This is a genomic window from Undibacterium cyanobacteriorum (assembly GCF_031326225.1).
Taxonomy (GTDB): domain Bacteria; phylum Pseudomonadota; class Gammaproteobacteria; order Burkholderiales; family Burkholderiaceae_D; genus Undibacterium; species Undibacterium cyanobacteriorum.
In genome coordinates this window covers 648,864-672,961 of record NZ_CP133720.1, presented here as the reverse complement: position 1 = coordinate 672,961, position 24,098 = coordinate 648,864, and the positions used below count along the sequence as shown (strand labels likewise).

At 48.0% G+C, this 24,098-nt stretch carries 29 protein-coding genes; 13 read left to right on the top strand and 16 right to left on the bottom strand.

From position 1 onward, the window contains the following. Window positions 1–131: 131 nt before the first annotated feature. The 15 genes from rpsQ to rpsL form a co-directional block, all read right to left on the bottom strand. Window positions 132–404 (bottom strand): 30S ribosomal protein S17, encoded by a 273-nt coding sequence (gene rpsQ / locus RF679_RS02720; protein WP_186917409.1) that lies wholly within the window; start codon window positions 402–404, stop codon window positions 132–134. Next, complete coding sequence (rpmC, locus tag RF679_RS02715) at window positions 404–595, bottom strand: 50S ribosomal protein L29 (RefSeq protein ID WP_309482698.1); 192 nt, start codon at window positions 593–595, stop codon at window positions 404–406. Before rpmC ends, rpsQ begins: the two co-directional genes overlap by 1 nt. A gap of 12 nt (window positions 596–607) precedes the next feature. Continuing rightward, complete coding sequence (rplP, locus tag RF679_RS02710; RefSeq protein ID WP_309482697.1) at window positions 608–1,027, bottom strand: 50S ribosomal protein L16; 420 nt, start codon at window positions 1,025–1,027, stop codon at window positions 608–610. A 2-nt stretch (window positions 1,028–1,029) separates the two neighbouring features. After that, the gene (gene rpsC, locus RF679_RS02705) at window positions 1,030–1,857 is read right to left on the bottom strand and encodes a 30S ribosomal protein S3 (RefSeq protein ID WP_309482696.1); all 828 of its coding nucleotides are present in this window, start codon (window positions 1,855–1,857) and stop codon (window positions 1,030–1,032) included. Between the two features lie 9 nt (window positions 1,858–1,866). After that, a complete protein-coding gene (rplV, locus tag RF679_RS02700; protein ID WP_309482695.1) occupies window positions 1,867–2,196 on the bottom strand; it encodes a 50S ribosomal protein L22 in 330 nt (109 codons plus the stop codon). A gap of 1 nt (window position 2,197) precedes the next feature. Next, the gene (gene rpsS, locus RF679_RS02695; RefSeq protein ID WP_309482694.1) at window positions 2,198–2,473 is read right to left on the bottom strand and encodes a 30S ribosomal protein S19; all 276 of its coding nucleotides are present in this window, start codon (window positions 2,471–2,473) and stop codon (window positions 2,198–2,200) included. A 10-nt stretch (window positions 2,474–2,483) separates the two neighbouring features. Continuing rightward, the gene (gene rplB, locus RF679_RS02690; RefSeq protein ID WP_309482693.1) at window positions 2,484–3,311 is read right to left on the bottom strand and encodes a 50S ribosomal protein L2; all 828 of its coding nucleotides are present in this window, start codon (window positions 3,309–3,311) and stop codon (window positions 2,484–2,486) included. 2 nt (window positions 3,312–3,313) lie between these two features. Then, a complete protein-coding gene (rplW, locus tag RF679_RS02685; protein ID WP_309482692.1) occupies window positions 3,314–3,628 on the bottom strand; it encodes a 50S ribosomal protein L23 in 315 nt (104 codons plus the stop codon). Continuing rightward, a complete protein-coding gene (gene rplD / locus RF679_RS02680) occupies window positions 3,625–4,248 on the bottom strand; it encodes a 50S ribosomal protein L4 (RefSeq protein WP_309482691.1) in 624 nt (207 codons plus the stop codon). Before rplD ends, rplW begins: the two co-directional genes overlap by 4 nt. Window positions 4,249–4,251: 3 nt before the next feature. Further along, on the bottom strand, window positions 4,252–4,908 hold the full coding sequence (rplC, locus tag RF679_RS02675) for a 50S ribosomal protein L3 (RefSeq protein WP_309482690.1): 657 nt from the start codon (window positions 4,906–4,908) through the stop codon (window positions 4,252–4,254). Between the two features lie 355 nt (window positions 4,909–5,263). Next, window positions 5,264–5,581, bottom strand: coding sequence for a 30S ribosomal protein S10 (gene rpsJ, locus RF679_RS02670; RefSeq protein ID WP_309482689.1), 318 nt, complete (start codon window positions 5,579–5,581; stop codon window positions 5,264–5,266). A 212-nt stretch (window positions 5,582–5,793) separates the two neighbouring features. Further along, a complete protein-coding gene (gene tuf, locus RF679_RS02665; protein WP_309482688.1) occupies window positions 5,794–6,984 on the bottom strand; it encodes an elongation factor Tu in 1,191 nt (396 codons plus the stop codon). 84 nt (window positions 6,985–7,068) lie between these two features. Next, the gene (gene fusA, locus RF679_RS02660) at window positions 7,069–9,174 is read right to left on the bottom strand and encodes an elongation factor G (protein WP_309482687.1); all 2,106 of its coding nucleotides are present in this window, start codon (window positions 9,172–9,174) and stop codon (window positions 7,069–7,071) included. Between the two features lie 144 nt (window positions 9,175–9,318). Next, on the bottom strand, window positions 9,319–9,789 hold the full coding sequence (gene rpsG / locus RF679_RS02655) for a 30S ribosomal protein S7 (protein ID WP_309482686.1): 471 nt from the start codon (window positions 9,787–9,789) through the stop codon (window positions 9,319–9,321). Between the two features lie 184 nt (window positions 9,790–9,973). Then, entirely contained in the window at window positions 9,974–10,357 is a 384-nt protein-coding gene (rpsL, locus tag RF679_RS02650) for a 30S ribosomal protein S12 (RefSeq protein WP_186917398.1), read from the bottom strand. A 601-nt stretch (window positions 10,358–10,958) separates the two neighbouring features. Here rpsL and RF679_RS02645 point away from each other — a divergent pair. The 9 genes from RF679_RS02645 (at window position 10,959) to RF679_RS02605 (ending at window position 20,207) form a co-directional block, all read left to right on the top strand. Further along, a complete protein-coding gene (locus RF679_RS02645) occupies window positions 10,959–12,728 on the top strand; it encodes a phosphoethanolamine transferase (RefSeq protein ID WP_309482685.1) in 1,770 nt (589 codons plus the stop codon). 87 nt (window positions 12,729–12,815) lie between these two features. Beyond that, window positions 12,816–13,940 carry an MlaE family ABC transporter permease gene (locus RF679_RS02640; protein WP_309482684.1) on the top strand — a complete coding sequence of 375 codons (1,125 nt, stop codon included), beginning with the start codon at window positions 12,816–12,818 and terminating at the stop codon, window positions 13,938–13,940. A 51-nt stretch (window positions 13,941–13,991) separates the two neighbouring features. Then, entirely contained in the window at window positions 13,992–14,813 is an 822-nt protein-coding gene (locus tag RF679_RS02635; RefSeq protein WP_309482683.1) for an ABC transporter ATP-binding protein, read from the top strand. After that, complete coding sequence (locus RF679_RS02630; RefSeq protein ID WP_309482682.1) at window positions 14,803–15,744, top strand: MlaD family protein; 942 nt, start codon at window positions 14,803–14,805, stop codon at window positions 15,742–15,744. Before RF679_RS02635 ends, RF679_RS02630 begins: the two co-directional genes overlap by 11 nt. A gap of 86 nt (window positions 15,745–15,830) precedes the next feature. Continuing rightward, window positions 15,831–16,517, top strand: coding sequence for an ABC-type transport auxiliary lipoprotein family protein (locus RF679_RS02625; protein ID WP_309482681.1), 687 nt, complete (start codon window positions 15,831–15,833; stop codon window positions 16,515–16,517). A gap of 41 nt (window positions 16,518–16,558) precedes the next feature. After that, window positions 16,559–17,683, top strand: coding sequence for a VanZ family protein (locus tag RF679_RS02620; protein WP_309482680.1), 1,125 nt, complete (start codon window positions 16,559–16,561; stop codon window positions 17,681–17,683). Between the two features lie 14 nt (window positions 17,684–17,697). Beyond that, window positions 17,698–18,906 (top strand): Na+/H+ antiporter NhaA, encoded by a 1,209-nt coding sequence (nhaA, locus tag RF679_RS02615; RefSeq protein ID WP_309482679.1) that lies wholly within the window; start codon window positions 17,698–17,700, stop codon window positions 18,904–18,906. Beyond that, window positions 18,903–19,856: an alpha/beta hydrolase gene (locus RF679_RS02610; RefSeq protein ID WP_309482678.1), complete on the top strand. Its 954-nt coding sequence runs from the start codon at window positions 18,903–18,905 to the stop codon at window positions 19,854–19,856. Before nhaA ends, RF679_RS02610 begins: the two co-directional genes overlap by 4 nt. A 12-nt stretch (window positions 19,857–19,868) precedes the next feature. Continuing rightward, window positions 19,869–20,207, top strand: coding sequence for a TfoX/Sxy family protein (locus RF679_RS02605; RefSeq protein WP_309482677.1), 339 nt, complete (start codon window positions 19,869–19,871; stop codon window positions 20,205–20,207). Window positions 20,208–20,325: 118 nt separating this feature from the next. On the opposite strand, the gene RF679_RS02600 is transcribed toward RF679_RS02605, so the two are convergent. Further along, entirely contained in the window at window positions 20,326–20,622 is a 297-nt protein-coding gene (locus tag RF679_RS02600; protein ID WP_309482676.1) for a hypothetical protein, read from the bottom strand. Between the two features lie 370 nt (window positions 20,623–20,992). Between RF679_RS02600 and RF679_RS02595 the strand changes: the two genes are divergently transcribed. From RF679_RS02595 to RF679_RS02580, 4 genes are all read left to right on the top strand, one after another. Then, window positions 20,993–21,310 (top strand): (2Fe-2S) ferredoxin domain-containing protein, encoded by a 318-nt coding sequence (locus tag RF679_RS02595; RefSeq protein ID WP_309482675.1) that lies wholly within the window; start codon window positions 20,993–20,995, stop codon window positions 21,308–21,310. A 53-nt stretch (window positions 21,311–21,363) separates the two neighbouring features. Next, window positions 21,364–21,996 (top strand): alpha/beta hydrolase, encoded by a 633-nt coding sequence (locus RF679_RS02590; RefSeq protein WP_309482674.1) that lies wholly within the window; start codon window positions 21,364–21,366, stop codon window positions 21,994–21,996. A gap of 103 nt (window positions 21,997–22,099) precedes the next feature. Next, window positions 22,100–23,266: a D-alanyl-D-alanine carboxypeptidase family protein gene (locus tag RF679_RS02585; protein ID WP_309482673.1), complete on the top strand. Its 1,167-nt coding sequence runs from the start codon at window positions 22,100–22,102 to the stop codon at window positions 23,264–23,266. A 545-nt stretch (window positions 23,267–23,811) separates the two neighbouring features. Then, window positions 23,812–24,087, top strand: coding sequence for an HP0495 family protein (locus RF679_RS02580; protein ID WP_309482672.1), 276 nt, complete (start codon window positions 23,812–23,814; stop codon window positions 24,085–24,087). Window positions 24,088–24,098 lie beyond the last annotated feature (11 nt).

Sequence of the window (24,098 nt, the reverse complement as noted above, 5' to 3'; positions counted from 1 at the left end):
ACCGATTAGGTGGACGATTTTTTAACCACTCTCGCAAGAGGCTTACGCGAGAGACATTTGAGCTGTCATTCGCATACTTTGCAAATGACAGCCCATCATTATTACATCAAAAAACGATTACTGCAACAACTTTATACGACTTGAGCAACTTGAATTACACGAGTCAAAGTCCAAGCCTTCGTTTTAGAGATTGGACGACCTTCTTGAATCTCAACGGTGTCGCCGGCTTTTGCTTGGTTCGCTTCATCGTGCGCATGGTATTTAGCCGTGCGAACAATGATCTTACCGTACAAAGGATGTTTAACGTGACGTTCCACCAACACTGTCACTGTTTTGTCCATCTTGTCGGAAACAACTTTGCCAATCAATGTGCGCTTCAGTGCAACTTTTACTTGATCGTTCATTATTTGGCATCCTTCTGATTCATGACTGTTTTAACTCTGGCGATGTCACGGCGTACTTTTTTGAGCTGCGCTGTGTTAGTCAGTTGTTGTGTAGCGCTTTGCATACGCAAGCTAAACTGAGCTTTCAACAGTTCGTTCAATTCTTTAGTCAACGCTGCTTGATCTTTGCCTTGGAGTTCAGAGACTTTCATTTACAACTCCTCTTATTGACCGACTTGACGCACTACGAAAGTCGTCGAGAGCGGCAGTTTGGCAGCAGCCAAGCGGAATGCTTCACGTGCCAAAGATTCATCTACGCCATCCATTTCGTACAACATCTTGCCTGGTTGAATCTCGGCAACATAGTACTCAGGATTACCCTTACCATTACCCATACGAACTTCAGCAGGTTTTTGGGAAATTGGTTTATCTGGGAAAATACGGATCCAGATACGGCCACCACGTTTGATATGACGAGTCATAGCACGACGTGCAGCTTCGATTTGGCGCGCAGTAATGCGACCACGGCCAACCGCTTTCAAACCAAATTCACCGAAAGAGACTGCTGTACCGCGTTCATGGGAGATACCCTTGTTGCGGCCTTTTTGTTCCTTACGATATTTTCTGCGTGCTGGTTGCAGCATGATTATTCTCCTGCTTTCTCAGCCGATGCTGCATCTGCTGCTTTCGTGCGAACACGTTTAGCTGCTGGTGCTGCACCAGTTGGAGTTTGACCTTCAGGGCGCTTTGCACGAGGACGGCTGTTTGGCTTGCCATCTTCGCGGCGTGGGCCACGACGTTTCTTATCGTCTTCCGGTGCTGTTTCGATTACTGGAGCGTCGCCATTTGCAAGACGATCGCCTTTGTAAACCCAAACCTTAACACCGATGATACCGTATGTCGTAGACGCTTCACTTGTACCGTAATCGATATCAGCGCGCAATGTATGCAGAGGCACACGGCCTTCGCGATACCATTCTTTACGAGCGATTTCGATACCATTCAAACGACCACTGGACATGATCTTGATACCCTTAGCACCCAAACGCATTGCGTTTTGCATCGCACGTTTCATCGCGCGACGGAACATAATACGTTTTTCCAATTGCTGAGAGATCGAGTCAGCGATCAGTTGAGCGTCGATTTCTGGCTTACGAATTTCTTCGATATTTACGTGCACAGGCACGCCCATGATCTTGCCCAAGTCGGCTTTCAATGTTTCGATATCTTCGCCTTTTTTACCGATTACAACACCTGGACGGCTGCTGAAAATAGTAATACGAGCGTTTTTCGCTGGGCGTTCGATCAAAATGCGACCAACAGACGCAGCTTTCAATTTCTTCTTCAAGTACTCACGTACTTTCAAGTCTTCACCGAGCATAGTGGCAAAATTTGTATTGCCAGCGTACCAACGGGAAGCCCAATTACGAGTGACCGCTAAGCGGAAACCGGTTGGATGTATCTTCTGTCCCATCGTGACTCCTTAGTTACCAACAGTCACGTAAATGTGACAGGATTGTTTAGAGATACGATCACCACGACCTTTTGCGCGTGCTGTAAAACGCTTCAAAATCGCACCTTTTTCGACATAGATAGTCTTCACTTTCAATTCGTCGATATCAGCACCATCGTTGTGCTCGGCGTTTGCAATTGCAGACTCCAACACTTTCTTGATGATCGCTGCACCTTTCTTTGGACTGAAAGCCAAGATGTTCAATGCTTGATCTACTTTTTTACCGCGAATCATATCTGCAACCAAGCGACCTTTTTGCTCAGACAGACGTACACCACGGAGAATTGCTTTGGTTTCCATATTATCTCTTCGCTTTCTTATCCGCGATATGGCCCTTGAATGTGCGAGTCAATGCGAATTCGCCCAATTTGTGACCTACCATGTTTTCAGAAACGTACACTGGTACGTGTTGCTTACCATTGTGTACAGCGATAGTCAGACCAATGAAATCAGGCATGATTGTCGAACGACGGGACCAAGTTTTAATTGGCTTTTTGTCTTTAGATGCTTGCGCAGCTTCGACTTTCTTTACCAAATGGGCGTCACAAAACGGCCCTTTTTTAGCTGAACGTGTCATGTGTTACCCCTTATTTCTTTCCACGGCGTGAAACGATCATGGAAGTCGTACGCTTGTTGCGACGAGTCTTCTTACCCTTAGTTTGCTGACCCCATGGAGAAACTGGATGACGGCCCGCTGCTGTTTTACCTTCACCACCACCGTGAGGATGGTCGATCGGGTTCATGACAACACCGCGAACTGTCGGACGCACACCGCGCCAACGCATTGCACCAGCTTTACCAATTTTGCGGAGGTTATGCTCACCGTTACCCACTTCACCGATCGTTGCACGACATTCGATGTGGATACGACGAACTTCGCCAGAACGCAAACGAACTTGAGCGTAAGTACCTTCACGCGCCATCAAAACAACGCCAGCACCTGCTGTACGTGCAATCTGAGCACCCTTACCTGGCAACATTTCTACGCAGTGCATAGTTGTACCAACTGGGATGTTGCGGATTGGCAAGCAGTTACCAGATTTGATAGGAGCTTGAGAACCATTCATCACTTTGTCGCCAGCAGCCATACCTTTAGAAGCAATGATGTACGCGCGCTCACCGTCGGCGTAGCACAACAATGCGATGTGCGCTGTACGGTTAGGATCGTATTCGATACGTTCTACAGTTGCTGGGATACCGTCTTTATTACGTTTGAAGTCAACAACACGGTAGTGTTGTTTATGACCGCCACCAATATGACGTGTTGTGATGTGACCGTTATTGTTACGGCCAGCAGTTTTCTTTTTCGTTTCCAACAGAGCAGCAAACGGACGGCCTTTATACAAGCCTTCTGTTACCACTTTAACCATGCCGCGACGGCCTGGTGAGGTTGGCTTCATCTTAACGAGTGCCATGCTTATGCCCCCTCGGTAAAGTTGATTTCCTGACCTGGCTTCAAGCATACAAACGCACGTTTTGTATGATTGCGGCGGCCATTAAATCGACCAGTACGTTTTTGTTTACCCAAGCGGTTAGCCACTTGTACAGATTCAACTTGAACCTTGAACAGCAACTCAACTGCAGCCTTGATTTCTGGCTTCGTTGCATCTGGTGTCACCAGGAATACAACCTGCTCGTTTTTCTCTGCAACCATGGTTGCTTTTTCAGAGATTACCGGAGCCAGCAACACCTTCATCAGGCGTTCTTCGTTATGCTTGATTGTTGCACTCATGCCAGCATCTCCTCAATCTTTGCCAATGCTGCTTTAGTGATCAAGACTTTCTTGAAGAACACCAAAGAAACTGGATCTGCATAGCGTGGCTCAACTACCAATACGTTAGGCAAGTTACGCGCAGCCAACATCAAGTTTTCATTGAAATCTTCGTTGATCAACAACACGGAATCCAATACACCCATTGCCTTCAATTTATCAGACAACAGTTTGGTCTTAGGTGCATCAACAGCCAAGCTGTCAACCACATTCAAACGACCTTCACGAGCCAATTGAGACAAGATCGAGCAGATACCTGCGCGATACATCTTCTTGTTGACTTTGTGGGAGAAGTTCTCATCAGGAGAGTTAGGGAATGCACGACCACCACCACGCCACAATGGAGAAGACGACATACCAGCACGAGCGCGGCCCGTACCTTTTTGACGCCATGGTTTTTTAGTTGTGTGCTTAACTTCGTCACGACCCAATTGCTTACGGTTACCACCGCGTGCATTTGCTTGGTACGCAACAACAACTTGATGAATCAACGCTTCGTTATAATCGCGACCAAAAATAGTATCTGGTGCAGCGACGTTAGAAGCAGCTTGACCTTCAGCGTTTAGGAGCTTCAGTTCCATAGATTAAGCCCCCTTCTTTGCTTTAACTTTAACAGCTGGTGATACGATCACCTGACCGTTTTTCGCACCTGGAACAGCGCCTTTCACCAACAACAATTGGCGGTCTGCATCTACACGTGCAATAACAAGATTCTGCACAGTACGATTCACATCACCCATGTGACCTGTCATGCGCTTACCTGGGAAAACGCGACCAGGATCCTGCGCCATACCGATAGAACCAGGCACATTGTGGGAACGGGAGTTACCGTGTGTTTGACGACCGGAAGCAAAGTTGTGACGCTTAATAGTACCGGCATAGCCTTTACCAATTGTCACACCTTGCACGTCCACTTTCTGGCCAGCTTCGAACAAACCAACAGGCACAACATCGCCTGCTTTGAGTTCAGCAGCTTTAGCAGCGTCAACGCGGAATTCTTTTAAGACAGTACCAGCTTCTACACCTGCTTTTGCGAGGTGACCGGCAGCCGCTTTAGTTACGCGGGATGCACGGCGCTGGCCGAATGTTACCTGAACAGCAGAATAACCATCTGTTTCAGGAGTTTTGATTTGTGTCACGCGGTTGTTGGACACATCCAATACTGTAACTGGAATCGAATCCCCGTCATCAGTAAAGATGCGCATCATGCCAACCTTGCGACCAACTAGGCCCAAGCTCATTGTTTTCTCCATTCTCACCTACGATTGGGTGAGGCTGATTTAAAAAAACTTAAAAAATAAACAGACAAAAGCCTATTTATATCTAAGCTCTCGATTGTAACCCGATTTTTTTTCAATCACAAGATAAAAATATTTGAAAATCGAAAAAAATATGGTATGTCGATCTTTCTAGTGCAATTTAATTTAGTAAAGTTTCCCAATTAATCACACCATTAAGTCCGGCGTATTTTTCTAATAATGCGAGAAATTTCATTTCAGGGATGCAGAACTAGGCGCTTCCCGTAGCAATACTTGAGTATTGCGAGGACAAGCAACAACGTGCTGCGCCCTGCAATGAGATTTATCGCTTTATTAATTATTGCAATTTGATTTCTACGTCGACACCAGCTGGCAAGTCGAGTTTCATCAATGCGTCAACTGTCTTATCTGTTGGATCAACGATATCCATCAAACGCTGATGCGTACGGATTTCGAATTGATCACGGGATGTTTTGTTGACGTGCGGGGAACGCAAAACGTCATAACGTTGGATACGTGTTGGCAAAGGAACTGGGCCTTTAACAACAGCGCCTGTGCGCTTCGCTGTTTCAACGATTTCGAGTGCAGATTGATCGATCAATTTGTAGTCGAAAGCTTTCAAGCGAATACGGATTTTTTGGTTTGCTGTAGACATAATATCTTCCCAAAGAGCGAACCACGATCACGAATCGAACTTAACCGAAGTCATGTGTGGCATATTTAACAAAGAACGAATACTAAACAAAGTCGGCTATTTCACATTTTTTGCGAAATAGCCGACTAGTGTACACCAATTTTCAGGAATTTCTCGTTTTAGACTAAAAATTCCTGCTTTGTGCAGATTATTGCAATTCAATAAATCTCGAATTACTCGATGATCTTAGCAACAACGCCCGCACCAACAGTACGACCACCTTCACGAATCGCGAAACGCAAACCTTCTTCCATCGCGATCGGGTTGATCAACTTAACAGTGATAGAAACGTTATCACCTGGCATCACCATTTCTTTATCCTTCGGCAACTCGATCGAACCAGTTACGTCCGTTGTACGGAAGTAGAACTGTGGACGGTAGTTGTTGAAGAATGGTGTGTGACGACCACCTTCATCCTTGGACAATACGTAGATCTCGCCTGTGAAGTGGCTGTGTGGCTTGATCGAACCTGGTTTCGCCAAAACTTGACCACGTTGGATATCTTCACGTTTTGTACCGCGCAACAACACACCAACGTTGTCACCAGCTTGACCTTGGTCGAGCAATTTACGGAACATTTCAACACCAGTACATGTTGTTTTTACTGTGTCTTTAATACCAACGATTTCGATCTCTTCGCCGACCTTGATGATACCGCGCTCAACACGACCAGTAACAACTGTACCGCGACCAGAAATAGAGAACACGTCTTCTACTGGCAACAAGAATGTACCGTCAACTGCGCGCTCTGGTGTTGGGATGTAGTTATCCAAAGCATCTGCCAAACGCATGATCGCTTCTTCACCCAAATTACCTTTGTCGCCTTCCAATGCCAATTTTGCAGAACCTTGGATGATTGGCAAATCGTCGCCTGGGAATTCGTATTTGGACAACAATTCACGAACTTCCATTTCAACCAATTCCAACAACTCAGCGTCGTCAACCATGTCGCACTTGTTCAAGAACACGATGATGTATGGAACACCAACTTGGCGAGCCAACAAGATGTGCTCACGTGTTTGTGGCATTGGGCCGTCAGCTGCGGAGCAAACCAAGATCGCGCCGTCCATCTGCGCTGCACCAGTAATCATGTTTTTAACATAGTCAGCATGGCCTGGGCAGTCAACGTGAGCGTAGTGACGTGTTGCTGTTTCGTACTCAACGTGCGCTGTGTTAATTGTAATACCACGTGCTTTTTCTTCTGGAGCTGCGTCGATTTCGTCGTATTTCTTCGCTTCACCACCGAATTTCGCAGACAATACTGTCGCGATCGCTGCTGTCAATGTAGTTTTACCGTGATCAACGTGACCGATTGTACCGACGTTAACGTGCGGCTTGGTGCGTTCAAACTTACCTTTTGCCATTTTATTCTTCCTTCAAAAAGAACGATTAGATTAATAATCAGTCTTCATCACGGCAAGCAATGAAGACTGCATTTCCGATTTAAATTACTTAGCTTTAGCAGATACGATTGCGTCGATAACATTCTTCGGCGCTTCAGAGTAGTGCTTGAATTCCATTGTGTACGTTGCACGACCTTGTGTCGCAGAACGCAAAGAAGTTGAGTAACCGAACATTTCAGACAATGGAACTTCTGCCTTAATGATCTTACCGCCGCCACCTGGAATCTCATCCATACCTTGAACCATACCACGACGGGAAGACAAGTCACCCATCACAGTACCAGCGTAATCTTCTGGTGTTTCAACTTCAACTGCCATCATTGGCTCCAGAATGACTGGGGACGCTTTACGGCAACCATCTTTGAATGCCATAGAAGCAGCCATACGGAAGGCGTTTTCGTTGGAGTCAACGTCATGGTAAGAACCGAAGAACAAGGTAACTTTAACGTCAACCACTGGATAACCAGCCAATACGCCGCTTGGCAATGTTTCCAAAACACCCTTCTCAACCGCTGGGATGTATTCGCGTGGAACTGTACCGCCTTTGATCGCGTCAACGAATTCGAAACCTTTACCTGGTTCTTGCGGTTCGATTTTCAAGACAACGTGACCGTACTGACCGCGACCACCAGATTGCTTAACGAACTTACCTTCGATCTCTTCGCATGTCTTACGAATTGTTTCGCGGTATGCAACTTGTGGCTTACCAACAGTTGCTTCCACGCCGAATTCGCGCTTCATACGATCAACGATAATTTCTAAGTGCAACTCACCCATACCGCCGATAATTGTCTGACCAGATTCTTCGTCAGTTTTTACGCGGAAAGATGGATCTTCTTGTGCCAAGCGGTTCAATGCCAAGCCCATTTTTTCTTGGTCAGCTTTAGTTTTTGGTTCAACAGCCTGTTGAATAACTGGCTCTGGGAACACCATTTTTTCCAAAGTGATGATGGATGCTGGATCACACAATGTTTCACCAGTTGTCGCATCTTTCAAACCAACTGCAGCAGCGATGTCACCTGCGCGAACTTCTTTGATTTCTTCGCGTTGGTTAGCATGCATCTGCAAAATACGACCGAGACGCTCTTTCTTGCCTTTGATCGGGTTGTAAACTGTATCGCCAGAATTGATCGTACCGGAATAAACACGGAAGAAGATCAATTGACCAACGAATGGGTCAGTCATGATCTTAAATGCCAACGCAGAGAATTTCTCATCATCAGCTGCTTTACGTGTTGTTGGTTGATCATCTTCATCCGTACCAGCTACTGGTGGGATATCCACTGGAGATGGCAAGTATTCGATAACCGCGTCCAACATCGCTTGTACGCCCTTGTTCTTGAACGCTGTACCGCACATCATTGGTACGATTTCAGAAGCGATCGTACGTTGACGCAAGGCCTTCTTGATCTCTTCTTCTGTCAAGCTACCTTCTTCAAGGTACTTGTTCATCAATTCTTCGCTAGCTTCAGCCGCAGCTTCCACCATTTTTTCGCGCCATTCATTTGCTGTATCAACCAACTCAGCAGGAATATCGCGGTAGTCAAACTTCATACCTTGAGATGCATCATCCCAGATAATCGCTTTCATTTTGACCAAGTCAACTACGCCCAAGAAGTTCTCTTCTGCGCCGATTGGAATTTGGATCGCGATTGGGTTCGCTTTTAAGCGTGCACGCATTTGATCGTACACTTTGAAGAAGTTCGCGCCAGTACGGTCCATCTTGTTGACGAATGCCAAACGTGGGACTTTGTACTTGTTAGCTTGACGCCAAACTGTTTCAGATTGTGGCTGAACGCCGCCGACTGCACAGTAAACCATGCAAGCGCCGTCCAATACACGCATCGAACGCTCAACTTCGATCGTGAAGTCAACGTGGCCTGGTGTATCGATAATGTTAATGCGGTGTTCTGGGAAGTTATTTGCCATACCTTTCCAGTGGCAAGTCGTCGCCGCGGAAGTAATAGTAATACCGCGCTCTTGCTCTTGCTCCATCCAGTCCATGGTTGCAGCGCCATCATGAACTTCACCGATCTTGTGATTTACGCCTGTGTAAAACAAAACGCGTTCTGTCGTTGTCGTTTTACCTGCATCAATGTGAGCGGAAATACCGATATTGCGGTAGCGCTCAATGGGGGTCTTACGGGCCATAGCTAATCCTAAATCTTTTAATGGACAAAACCGAGCGCAATTTTCTCGAAGAAATTACGCCCGGTCTGATTCAAAATACTGACAAAAGCCATTGCAATTACCACAAACAATGGCTTCTCACTTTGCTGTTTTCTTACGTAACTATTAGAAACGGAAGTGAGAGAATGCCTTGTTGGCTTCTGCCATACGATGCACTTCATCACGTTTCTTCATTGCACCGCCACGGCCTTCAGCGGCTTCCAACAATTCACCAGCCAAACGTTGTGGCATGGATTTTTCGCTGCGCTTGTTTGCAGCTTCGCGCAACCAACGCATGGACAAAGCCAAACGACGAACTGGGCGAACTTCAACAGGAACTTGGTAGTTAGCACCACCAACGCGGCGGGACTTAACTTCAACCAATGGTTTCGCATTGTTAATAGCTGTTGCGAACACTTCCAATGGATCTTTACCAGTTTTTTCTTGGATGTGATCAAACGCACCGTAGATGATGCCTTCAGCAACAGACTTCTTACCGGACAACATCAATACGTTTACGAACTTAGATACTTCTACATTACCGAACTTTGGATCCGGCAAAATGTCCCGTTTCGGGACCTCACGACGACGTGGCATTTCAATTCCTTTCAATCTTCAGTTGAGCGGCCAATAACAATTTATCAGCGCTCGCGGTAGGCCATCATAGCCACCACTTACTCGGCTCATTCGAGACCGACACCTTTCCGAATTACGGAGATTTTACTGAGTTAAATTTACAAGCAGGTTACAAGAACCTCTTAGCACTTAATGCACCAAGAGATTACTTCTTAACAGCTTTAGCGCGCTTAGAACCGTATTTGGAACGAGCTTGCTTACGATCTTTAACGCCTTGAGTATCCAAAGCACCGCGGACCATGTGATAACGCACACCCGGCAAATCCTTTACACGACCACCGCGAATCAAAACTACGCTGTGTTCTTGCAAGTTATGGCCTTCACCGCCGATATACGAAATAACTTCGAAACCGTTGGTCAAGCGTACTTTTGCAACTTTACGCAAAGCCGAGTTAGGCTTTTTTGGAGTTGTCGTATAAACGCGGGTACATACGCCACGTTTTTGCGGGCTGTTTTCCAGCGCCGGAGATTTGCTCTTAACCACTGCGGAAACGCGTGGTTGGCGAATCAGTTGATTGATGGTTGGCATCGTTTTTAATCCAACAAAATACAACGTTAAACACAAACCCGGAAACGGTTGCCCGGGCACTTAAAAATCTTATGATCATCCACAATGATTCGACAAATAAACTCTGCCGTTCCACTGCAAACCCCGATTATTTGTCACGGCGTACAAGCAAGAAACACAAGACGCAACAACAAACCATATAAAATCGAGAACTCGCGAGTGTACACCTACCACATCCAGCAAGTCAATGAAAATCAGTGGAAACAACAACTTAGACTGCATTTTGAACTGGAATGACGGCGATAAATTGCTCAATAAATAAGCAGCGACCGAAGGCTATTGACGTTAAGGCCATTCACGCAGGCAAGAAAAGAAAGTATATTGCGCCTAGACTTCATGAATATTGCCTGATAACCAACATGGTCTCAAAGTCGGCAATCAATAATTCTCAAAAAGGCAATTTCAAATATCGAAAAACTGCGGGCAGGGATGACACAAGAGCTACTGCCCCCATAACTAATCGCCCATTTCGCATTCAATGTTCCGAACCAAATTCTCCACCTCCAGCCTAAATCGCATTTACTTGTTGGTGAGCTATGTGTGCCTCAGTTGCATCCCTCTCATGACGTGGTGGCAAGGCAAGGATTTGGTGCATCCGTGGCGCATCCTCGCTTATGAACTACTCAGTTGGCTGGTTTTGTGGGCGATCTTCAAAAGCCCTCGGTGGCTCCATTTTGCCTTGATCCCTGCATTTCTCGCCGCTCCTATCGAAATATACTTGCGACTTTATTTTCAACAAAGCATCTCAAGTCATCACTTGGGAATCATTACCGAAACCAGTCCGGGCGAGGCAATTGAATTTCTCGGCAATAAAGCATGGCTTCTACTAGTCATTATCATTTTCATTGCGGCTTGGTGGGGTAGCTTGCTACGCTCAGCTTGGAGTTCCTCGGAGCTCGCTTGGCGTCATGTCTCACGTTGGTGGGTCTTAGCACTTCTCGCGATTTGCGTTGGCCCTTGGCTGCTTGGTCAATATTTTGGTCTCGCTTCGAGCAGTGTGGAGGCGAGTACGGACGACACAGAAGTCGCAGCATCCAATTCAACACCGCAATTAATCCATGTGCGATCATGGTCTCAATTGATGAATTGGGCCGATCAACACGAGCCTTTACCCGCATGGGCTTCGATCTTATATGACGAGGACAGCTTTAATCGTAGTTGGCCATTGGGTATTCTCGCGAGAACCTATGACTTTATCAATGAGCGCCAATATTTAGCGACCTTAAGCGAAAAGAATCGTGACTTCCGTTTTTCGGCGCAAGCCAATGATGGCAACTTCCCCGCTTTGACTCTGGTTCTCGTCATCGGTGAATCCTCACGTTACGATCGTTGGAGTCTCAATGGCTACCAGCGTGACACCACACCCTATTTGCGCCAACAGGACAACCTCGTCAGCTTCAGTGACATGATCAGTCCCGTTGCCGCGACTCGACTCTCAGTTCCCATCATCACCACTCGCAAGACTGCTCTACAAAGTTTGAAGCCGGGCTTCTACGAAAAATCACTGGTGAGCGCATTCAAAGAAGCCCATTTCAAGACCTACTGGATTTCAAATCAGATGAGTTTCGGTCAATTTGACACGCCGACCTCGGTGATTGCGAAGGAAGCCGACCATACCCAATTTCTCAATTTTGGCGGGTTCACGAATACCTCAAGCTACGACCAAGTGCTTCTGCAGCCTCTCCAAGCAGCACTCGACGATCCAGCACCACATAAGCTCATCGTGCTGCATACGCTGGGCAATCATTGGAACTATAGCCATCGCCATCCAGCGATTTACAACAAATGGACGCCATCCTTGTATGGCATCGCCAATCCGGCCTATACCAATCTTAAGAACAAAGAGCTAATCAGCAATAGCTACGACAACTCTATCCTATACACCGATTGGTTTCTGGCACGGGTGCTCGATCAACTCAGCAAAACACAAGCCTCTCCAGCATTGTTTTACGTCGCGGATCATGGGCAGACCATCTATGACGGCAGCTGCAATCTCGCCTTCCATGGGCACAACACACAGTACGAATTTCACATTCCCGCTTTCATGTGGTACTCGGACGACTATGCCAAACGTTTTCCACAAAAAGTCGAAGCCCTCGAACGACACAAAGATGCCAAACTTTCAACCGAAAATGTCTTTCATACGATGTTAGATATGGCCGATATCCGCTATCCGAGCGAACAACTATCGCGCAGCATTATCAGCGCGCAGTTGAGCCGACACAAACGCTACGTCGATAGTTACGGCTGGAGCGACTATGACAACGCCAGCTTCAAAGGAGACTGCCGTGAAGTCATCGACAATGGCACTCCGCTCCCGCAGGACAAATAAAACCTGGAATTAACGCATCTTTGAGCCGCCACAAAAAAGCCTGCGGGGTTCTTGGTCTTAGGGCAACTTGTCCTTTACACTACGCATATGCAACGCAAGCGCCCACCCAGCATCGATATTCCAGCCGATTCGCCACACACCATCATCGTCAGTGGTGCGTGGCTCGCCGATCTTTTATCTGACTCATCGATTGCCAACCATCTGCAAACACAACTTAGCCTACTCGAAAAGCCAGATGACTTAACGTGGGATCTCAGCCAAATCGGCGCGCTCGATTATATTGGTGCGCAACTCCTTTGGCAGACTTGGGGCAAACAACGTCCTCGCAGAATAAACCTGCAAGAGCAACACCTTGCTCTGTTTCAAAGGCTAGAAGAAGTTGTACAACTGAGTCACCCCATTTCTCAAAAGATACCGAGCCTGCCATTTGGGAAGTTGGGCCAGCTCTCTCTGAATTTTGTATTACACGCGATTGGCATTACTCAACTTCTCGGCCAGTTTGTGCTGGACCTTGCACGGTTCATACGCCACCCTTCGCGCGGACCGTGGAAGGAAATCTCTGCCAATGTCTACCGCACGGGTTACCTAGCTTTAGCCATCACGGCACTGGTGGGATTTCTGATTGGTATCGTCTTGTCGTATTTATCGGGTCAGCAACTAAAGAACTACGGCGGTGATTTATTTATCGTCAATCTACTCGGCGTCGCCATCATCCGTGAACTTGGTCCGATGCTGGCGGCCATCTTAATTGCCGGACGTTCTGGTTCTGCCATCACGGCGCAACTCGGCGTCATGAAAGTCACCGAAGAACTCGATGCGATGCGGGTCATGGGTATCCCTGTCGGATTTCGCTTGATCATGCCCAAAGTATTGGCCCTTGCCTTAACCATGCCACTCATCGTGGTTTGGACCGATATCATGGCGCTCACGGGAGGAGCACTATCGGCGCAATGGATACTCGACATGCCACCCGGCTTTTTCCTACATAAGCTCCCAGACGCGGTCAGTCTCGCCAATTTTTGGATAGGATTAGGAAAAGGCGTAGTGTTCGGCATTCTAATAGCCATCATCGCTTGCCACTACGGCCTACGCATCAAACCAAATACCGAAAGTCTGGGACAGGGCACCACCAGTTCTGTAGTGGTCTCGATCACCAGCGTCATTATTGCTGACGCCCTGTTCGCCATCGTGTTTAGCAAAATCCCTTATTGATGCTTTTTATATCGACTACTATTTTTTGACGCCCAAGATCTCCACGCCACTATGCAGAACGAAGCCATCATCTCCATCGAACACTTACGCAGCCAATTCGGTCGCACGGTGATTCACGAGGATCTCACCCTCGAAGTGATGCGTGGTGAAATTTTCTCCATCGTTGGTGGCTCTGGTTCCGGCAAGACGGTGTTGATGCGACAAATGTTGGGGCTTGAACTTCCTAAGCAAGGCGTGATACGCGTCTTTGGCGAAGATATTCACGATCCCAAAGAACACAACCTCGAGCACTTACGGCGGCGCTCCGGCATGCTCTTTCAGCATGGTGCACTGTATTCAGCTTTGACTGTGCTCGAAAATGTCATGCAACCGCTCCGAGAACTTGGCACGCTTGCGCCCCAGCTGATTGAAGAACTCGCCTATCTCAAATTACATATGGCTGGCATTGCCTTCGAACACGCAAAAAAAATGCCGTCGGATTTATCTGGTGGCATGATCAAGCGGGTTGCCCTTGCGCGCGCCATTGCGCTCGATCCAGAATTACTTTTTCTCGATGAACCAACGGCGGGACTGGACCCCGATAGTTCCGAAAGTTTTGTCGAGTTAATTCGGTCCTTACATCAAGAACTTCATTTAACCGTCGTGATGGTGACGCATGATCTCGACACACTGTTTGCGCTGTCGTCCCGCATTGGTGTGATCGCAGACAAACATTTCATTGCGATTGATACGCCAGAACGCGTGGCGCAAGTACAGCATCCTTTTATAGAAACCTATTTCCGAGGCGAGCGCGGTCTACGCGCGATGGCAGCACTGCCGAACCGCAGCGCCTCACACAATCTTTCCTCGCAAGGAGTCATTCATGGAAAGTAAATCACATGCACTGATTGCCGGAGTATTTTCGATTCTACTGCTGAGCCTGGCCGTTGTACTCGGCATGTGGCTAGGCAAAGATGAAATTAAGAAAACGCCCTATGTCATCACCACGGCACTCAAAGTATCTGGATTGAATGTTCAAGCTGCTGTTCGCTATAAGGGCATCAAAGTCGGCAAAGTCACCGATGTTGATTTTGATCCCAAACACCCAGGTCAATTGATTATCAGTCTCGACATCGTGTCCGACACGCCGATTACGCAGTCCACTTACGCCACTCTCGGATATCAAGGCGTGACAGGGATTGCCTACATCGAACTCGATGATGACGGCAGCAAACCAATTGCGGTAGTCGCCGATTCGCCTCTGGGAGCACGCATCCCTTTACGCCCTGGCTTGATGCAAGACATTGAAAAACGTGGCATGGCGATCCTCGCACAAACAGAGCAAATCACTGAAAGACTCAATCTTTTACTCGACCAAAAAAATCGACAGTCGTTGACGAATACGGTCGAGCAGATTGGCAAAACAGCAGCGGCTTTCGAAAAACTGCCAGCACAATTGGAACCAGTCATCAATACGCTGCCGCAAACCGTCAATCGCGCCCAAGAGAGCCTGCAAGCCTTCAAGCAGTTTTCTGAAAATGCCAAGAACACCAGTACCAATCTCAATCGTCTGATCGTCGGAATGCAAGGTGAGAACGGTAGTTTGGAACGTCTCACACGATCAGTTGAACAACTCAGCACAACCATGAATACGGAAACCTTACCGACCATTCAGAGCTTGGGCACGGAAGCACGTTCTAGCCTCCGCAACATCAACCGGCTGAGCGAAAAACTAAATGATCAACCGCAAAGTATTTTGTTTGGAAATAAAGCCACGCCACCTGGTCCCGGTGAGCCTGGCTTTAACGCCAACAGTAACAAATAAGTCCGTAAATAATAAAGTAAATAAGAAGAATAAAATCCTCATAACAAGTCGGACCAGAGATGAAACAAGCTAACAAAGGAAGTCACATGATTTTGCACCTCCGCCAATTACTCAGCCCAATACTCAGCCCCTCAAAATCTGGCCGCCTGCCACGATTTTTAGACCTTCAATTTGTCTTTCTTTTTTGTTTGATTTTCTCAGTAAGCGCTTGTAGCAGCGCACCGACTATACAACGCTACGACTTCGGTGCTCCGAGCCAAGCATCCGAGGCAAACTCGGCCGTTGGCAAGTTACTCCGTCACAAAATCGTACTCGCTGATATTGCCGTACCGTCGCAGTTAGATAGCGACAACATGTGGTACCGCCTCAACTATGACAATGCGTTGGAACTACGTGCGTATGCCCAAAACCGCTGGAGCGCAACACCCGCTCAACTCTTCGCGCAAAGCCTTAAGCAAGCCATCAACTCCGACGGCGGTCAGGTGATCAATACCAACGAAGGGGTGCGTGACTTACCTCAACTAAGAATTGAACTACTCGAGTTCGCCCAGCACTTTTCCGAGGTTCAACGTAGCCAAGCTGTGTTGCAAATGCGGGCCAGCTTGGTCTACAAGAATCAACTCCTCGCTCAACGCAATTTCCAAGCGCAAGCGCCTGCCAGCAGCGCGGATGCGAAAGGTGGTGCACGTGCCATGCTGCAAGCCAATGCACAACTTAATGCTCAATTAATCGACTGGCTACAGAAACAATTGGTCTCCATTAAGCAGCCTTAGACACATGTATCATATGCGTCATTATTTGTCCTTCTTTAGTTATGTCTGAGGTCGCTCGCCCCGTCCCATCTGCATCGCCTTTCTCAAGGGCGTGTTTGGTTGCGTACACGATCTTGATTGTGTACGCGAGCCTCTATCCTTTCGCAGGCTGGCAATTCGACACGCTCAGCACCTACCTCGACCAAATTAAGCAATGGCCCCATTACTTGATCCGCTTTGATATCTTGGTCAACATCTTGGGTTACATCCCATTCGGAATCTTAATCATATTTTCTATTTATCCGAGGCTCTCACGGGTCAGCAGCATCGCGCTTGCCATCTTTGGTGGTGTTGCCATGAGTTGGCTGATGGAGAGTCTGCAATTCTTCTTACCGAACCGTGTGACGTCTGTGTTAGACCTCTTGACGAATGGTATAGGTGCGCTATTGGGCGCCCTCATCGGCACGCTGTGCGCGCCCATCGTCTTGGGTAGTAATCGCCTCAACGATCTGCGCAAACGCTGGCTATGGCGCGAATCATCAAGAGAAATAGTCATTCTCTCTTTATGGCCACTGGCACAAATCTACCCGCAAGCTTTTTTATTTGGACATGGCCAAGTCTCCACAATGATCGCACAATGGCTCGATACAGGTCTTGGCTTAGAACTTGGTTTAGATCAGTGGCTGCAACATCAAATGAATCTGAGTGCTGAGAATTATTTGATCTCCGAGACGATTATCACCGCTTGCGGTTGTGCAGGCGCTGTGCTGCTGGGTTTGTCTTTACTCCACCGGCATGCACCAAAATTCCGATTATCGAGCTTACTGTTAATCAGTGGGCTGGCCATCAAGGCATTAGCATGCGCTCTGATGTTTGGTCCCGATAATGCCTTCCTCTGGCTCACGCCCGGAGCACAGGGTGGTTTGGTGGTCGGTATTTTGATACTTTACGGTTTTTCATTTGCGCCCATCCCTGCGCAAAAAGGATTGGCAGCAATGCTCTTGCTAATTAGCCTCATTCTGGTCAATCTGATCCCAAGCAATCCCTATTTCTTGAGCACCATGCAAACCATGGCACAAGGAAAAATGTTGAACTTCTACGGCGCGGCGCAATTCTTGGCAATCATGTGGCCCTTCGCCGCACTCTGGTATCTTGGCAAACCTTTACCCAAATCGCGCAAACATTGAAAGATTAAAACACCATGAAGCCCACCCATCTGGCGCGCGCAGTCACATTGAGCTTTGAGCGTTTCGTTCAATCAGAAAAGAGTGCCGGCATCGTCTTACTTTTCTGTACCGCCGTTTCTTTAGTGATCGCGAATTCAGCCCTAGGACCGCAATACCTCGCGAGTTGGCATGTCTCACTCGGCGGTCTGAGTCTTGAACTTTGGATCAACGATGGCCTCATGGCGATCTTCTTCCTGCTGATTGGGCTAGAGCTTGAACGCGAATTGTATAGCGGCGAATTGTCGAATTTTAAGAATGCTTTGTTACCGATCGTGGCCGCCCTCGGTGGCACCATCGTCCCGGCCGGAATTCATTTTGCTTTCAATCACGGGACGAGCAGCCAAGCTGGGATAGGCATCCCGATGGCAACCGATATCGCTTTTGCGCTTGGCGCACTCGCCTTGCTCGGTGCGCGTATTCCGGCGGCGTTAAAAGTGTTCGTGGTGGCCTTTGCGGTAATCGATGATTTGTGCGCCATTATCGTCATTGCCCTGTTCTACACCCAACAACTTCATTGGCACTACTTGCTCGGCGCATTGTCGATTTGGCTGATCCTTATTTATCTGAATCGACGCTTGCGGATCATGGCTCTGAGTCCTTACCTGATTGGCGGCGCAGCCATGTGGGTCTGCATGTTGCTATCTGGCGTGCATGCCACCATTGCTGGCGTGATGCTTGCCTTTGCCATTCCTTATTCAGCAAAAGACGAAGACAGCAGCTCACCGTCACACCGCCTTGAACACTCTCTTCATAAACCCGTTGCTTTCATGATCTTACCGATCTTCGCCTTAGCCAACACGGCGATCGTGATTGGGCCCGATTGGGCCGCCCAACTCAATAGCGTCAATAGTATCGGCGTCATGGCGGGTTTGGTGCTCGGGAAACCGCTCGGCATCACGCTATTCTGTCTACTTGCTGTGTCCTTAAAAATTTGTCGCCTCCCTGCAGAACTGCAATGGCGTCACTTGATTGGTGCCGCCATGCTCGGCGGTATTGGGTTTACGATGTCGATCTTCATTACCAACTTAGCTTTCGATGGACAAGCTGAGCTCATCAATGCATCGAAGATGGCGATCTTATTGGCCTCATTTTGCGCAGGGCTAGCAGGCTTGGTATGGTTAGGCTTCACCACAGCGTCCAGCGATCACAGTGGGTCGATTGAGACTTCGGAGAAAAATTCATGAACCCTCGACGTCATTTCTTGCAACAAGGGTGTACTCTCGCCAGTCTTGCGTTGCTCACGCCCTTGTTGAGCACCTCGGTCCACGCTCAAACGGGAGGGCGCTTCATCGATATTGAGGCGTTTCCCAGTCAATCGATAAAGCCACGCAAAGTGCGCATTTGGTTGCCACCGGACTATGACGAAAAGCAGAGCCACGCCACTCTGTATATGCATGATGGTCAAAATCTCTTTGAACCAGCGGACTCGTTTGCCTATGGCGCTTGGGGTGTTGACAAACATATCGTTGCACTCCATCGCAAAGGAGCGATTCAAAACTGCATCGTGATCGCCATTTGGAATGGTCAACAAGACCGCTCTCGTGAATATGGTCCGCAGGCGCCGATCGAAACACTCCCGCCCGAATTGCAAGCGCGCATACCACGCCCCGGAAGTGCGGGGAAAACCAGCCCGCAATCCGACGCATACATTCGCTTCCTTGCCGAAGAACTCGTGCCGTATATCGATCAACACTTTCCAACCAAAAGAGACGCGTCGCATCGATTCCTCATGGGTTCCAGCATGGGTGGCTTGATCTCGCTGTATGCACTGGCGAACTATCCGCAAACTTTTGGTGGCGCCGCGTGTTTGTCGATCCATTGGATCATCGCCACCAACCCTGAACTCACGACACCGCCGCAGCATGAAATCTTAGCCCGTGTGGCGCAGACTTATCGCGATTGGTTGACCCAGCATTTACCCACAGCGGGCCAGCATCGTATTTACTTCGATCATGGCGATCAAGGTTTAGATGCCCTGTATGGCTCGCATCAACAAGCAGTCGATGAAATCATGCGCGCCAAAGGATATCGCTCAGGTATGGACTGGCAGACGCGCTATTTCCCAGGGACTGATCACAATGAACGTGAATGGCGGGCGCGCCTTGCAGAGCCGCTCACCTTCCTCCTCAAGTAAAGGAGAAAAGCAATGGCAACCGATACTAGTTTTCTAGAGTTCGTCATGGATCAAACCGCGTTCTTGGGGAATATGCGCTTCAAGAAAATGTTTGGCGAGTACGCGCTGTATCACAACGAGGTGGTAGTTGCCTTCTTATGTGACAATCAATTTTATTTGAAGCCGCATCCACAGTTACGTGCCATGCTTGAACATGTGCTTGAGGCTCCGCCTTATCCGGGCGCGAAGAATTACCTCTTGCTAAGCGATGAACTCGACAATCCACAGCAACTTGGCGCGCTGATTCGCGCCGCTGCACATCTCTTTCCGCCCAAGAAACCGAAAACCACGAAGAAGAAAAGCAGCGCTTAATTGAAACACGGCAAAGGCTGCAACGCAGCGCTCTAGAATGCAACGTATGCAATCGCAATGCGTCCCTTCAACTCGCCTCTGGCAGTGCATTCTTCAGCTAGCGCTTTCAGTGAGTGTTTCACTTAGCTTCCTCAATCGCCTTCTCCTGCGCATCTAAGGCTTTCTGGCGTTTTTCAGCGGCCTGTTTGAGCTCTTCTTCAATCTTCTTCGCATCTTCCATGGCTTGCCGGGATTGTTCAGCAATCTTGACTATCGCTTGTTCGGCTGATGCCGCTTTGCTTGCTGCGGATGCGGCCGTTGCTTCAGCTTCCGACGCAAATTTCACGGGTTCGGAATGACGTTTGCAGGCGAGCAGAGTCGATAGGACGCATACCCCAATCAGAATTTGCCATGCTCTACTTTTTTGCTTAACCATACCCCCCCTTTTTTATCCTTACATCTTTGGTTTAATGTCATCGCTCGAATTTTAAAGCGTATTACATTTATCAACAAAACAAGTCTTAAAATCAACACACTCAAACAGCATTCGTCTCGACACATCAAGCCTCAGACAGTATCGATAGTTTTATCAATGATTTCATGCAGTATCCCGACTAGGCAGCGCCACAGGCTCACTTCAATCGTTGTATCATAGCGCGTTTCGCATGAGTTGACGTTAGCGCCGAAGGAAGACAAAGCATAATTGGGTTGTTACCTTGCTTCTTCGTCTGTTCTGAAATCGTCCACATGTGTACCTATTTTTGTACGTAAATAACGTTGATATACATCTCAAGAAAATCATCGCCATGTCTGACTCCCTCTACTATAAAAAGCACGTATTTTTCTGTATGAACGAACGCGATGATGGTCGTCCCTGCTGCGCCGATCGAGGCGCGCAAGCTGCGCAGGAGCATGCCAAGCGTCGTATTAAACAGCTCGATCAAAATGGCGAAGGTAAAGTTCGTATCAATAAAGCCGGATGTCTTGACCGTTGCGACCAAGGTCCTGTCTTGGTGGTCTACCCACAAGGCACTTGGTACACCTTTGTCGACCAATCTGATATTGACGAAATTATCGATGTCGACTTACTCGGTGGTGGCATCGTGGAGCGTCTCAAAGTCTGATTGCCAACCAAAGCAATACTTTAGGACCTTACCGAACTTGCCTGAAGCTTACTATGAATGTTCAAACCAAAAATTTCCTAATTCCCGGCCCCGTTGGACAATTGCAATGTGCCGTCAATTCGCCAGATGCTGAACTTTTTCCCCAAGCACGCGGGCTCGCCCTAGTGGCGCATCCGCACCCTTTATTTGGGGGAACGATGGATAACAAAGTGGCGCAAACCCTAGCGCGTACCTTTGTCAGTCTCGGATATGTGACGGTGCGGATGAATTTCCGGGGCGTCGGTCAGTCAGAGGGTGTGCACGATGCCGGGATTGGCGAGACGGATGACATGGAGGTGCTGCTCAAACATATGCGTCAAGAATATCCCAACCTGCCTTTGGTACTCAGTGGATTTTCTTTTGGTACCTATGTGCAATCGCGCCTCAACCAACGTCTGAGCGCAGCCGGAATAGCGGTCGAACGACTAGTATTAGTTGGTGCTGCCGCTGGCAAATGGCCCATGCCGGACATTCCTGCCGACACCATCTTGATTCATGGTGAATTGGATGACACGATTCCACTGCAAGCGGTTTTTGAATGGCTACGTCCGCAAGATATTCCTGTGGTCGTGATTCCGGGCGCAGATCACTTTTTCCATAAGCGATTACCGCACATTAAAAAAATCATCAGCGACTTGTGGAATTGATAGCGCGCCACCATTTGCGCACTTTTGAAATGGTCGTTCAAAGTCATTTCGCAATATCATTCGTCTTTCGAACCTTTTATTTCTAACCTCAGCTTTACCCACGATGAAAAAATTCCTCTCCAGTCTCGTAGTCGCCTTCACGACCGCTACGCTAGCTTTGAGCAGCCTCACAGCACAAGCACAAAGCCTTCCTAAACCTATCATTGCCGCTAAGTCTTGGGTCTTACTCGATGCCACTAGTGGACAGGTGATCGATTCCGACAATCCAGATCTCCGCATCGAGCCCGCTTCGTTGACAAAAATCATGACGGCCTATTTGGTCTTCAATGCACTCAAAGAAAAGCGCCTCGATTTAGCGCAACAAGTGACAGTTTCCACACGCGCATGGAAAGTCGATGCCAGCAGTTCTAAAATGTTTATTGACCCAGCCACACCGGTCAGCATCAATGATTTGTTATATGGATTGATCGTCCAATCGGGTAACGATGCATCGGTTGCTTTAGCGGAAGCAGTCGCTGGCAGTGAAGACGCTTTCGTCGTTCAAATGAATCGCGAAGCTGCGCGCATCGGTATGAAAGCAACTCGTTACGCCAATTCACATGGTTTGCCAAGTCCAGACAACTTCTCCACCGCCAGTGATTTGGCCATACTCGCCTCACGCTTGATTGCTGATCATCCAGAATTTTATAAGACCTACTACTCGACCAAGAGTTTTACTTACAACAAGATCACACAAGCAAATCGCAACCGTTTGCTGTGGTTGGACCCAACTGTCGACGGCATGAAAACAGGCCACACTGAGTCGGCTAAATATTGCTTGATCGCTTCTGCACTGCGCCCGAATGGTTCAGGGCAACGCCGTTTAATTTCGGTCGTGACTGGCACCGAAAGCGACCAAGTCCGTGCCCAAGAAAGTTTGAAATTATTGAACTGGGGCTTCTTGAACTTCGACACTGTCAAACTGTATGGTAAAGATCAAGCAGTCGATAGTCCTGAAGTTTGGAAAGGCAATCAAGGAAAAGTGAAAATCGGCTTCACACAAGATTTGTATGTCACGCTCCCCAAGGGTAGCGCAGCGCGTTTGAAACCAGCGATCGAACGCAAAGATCCATTAGTTGCTCCCATCGAGAAGAACGCAAAAATCGGTACCATGAAGATGATGTTAGATGGCAAACCGGTTGCCGAGTTTCCGATTGTGGCCTTGGAACAAGTCAACCAAGCCAGCATTTTCGGCCGCGCTTGGGATTCCATCCGACTCTTGTTTAAATAAGGATTCGGCACCTCGCTGGGTGATTCATTGGCGCAAACTGCATTAAGTGATAAGCGCTAAACATCCTTCGCTGAACACCGACTCAAAGAAAAAAGCTTCGCAGCGACACCCGCTGACGAAGCTTTTTTTTCGGCACTCCTCATGCTTACAAGTTCACCGCACGAGTTGGCTTCTAGACAAACTATACATACAATCGGCGATCCCCAAAGCGATCTCGCAAGAAAAGTTTGAAATGTATTAATTTGAATTGCAATTTGCACAAACAAGGACTTGCAAACTCCATCAAATCAAGCGCTTACGAGCGCAAAATGCTAAACTATCGCCTTGTTTCCCCCGCTTCCAGCCCTATCTTTATCACCGAATCGATGCAGCGATCAGATCTTCCTCGATACTGCGTTGTGCGATAAAGCCCCAACATGCGCGCTTTACCTAAGGTTCTTGATACGGTAAGCACCGTGGTGAATGGCCTGAACTAAAGGCGTCAACACTTCGATTAGGGGCTGAGTAGCTGCACACATTGAAGCCCGATTTTAAAGAACAGAACTATGCGTCCAATTTCTCCAGAAGAAAGCCTGATTGAATATCCCTGCGACTTTCCCATCAAAGTAATGGGTATCATGCAAGAGGCTTTTGCCCAAACTATTGTAGAGGTCGTCATGATTCACGACCCCACGTTCCATGCAGGAAAAATGGAAATGCGCCCTTCCAGCAAAGGCAATTACTTGGCTTTGACGGTGACGATACGCGCCATTCATAGAGAACAGCTCGATAACCTCTATCGCGATTTATCGTCTCATCCTATGGTAAAAATGGTCTTATAAGACTACGGCTC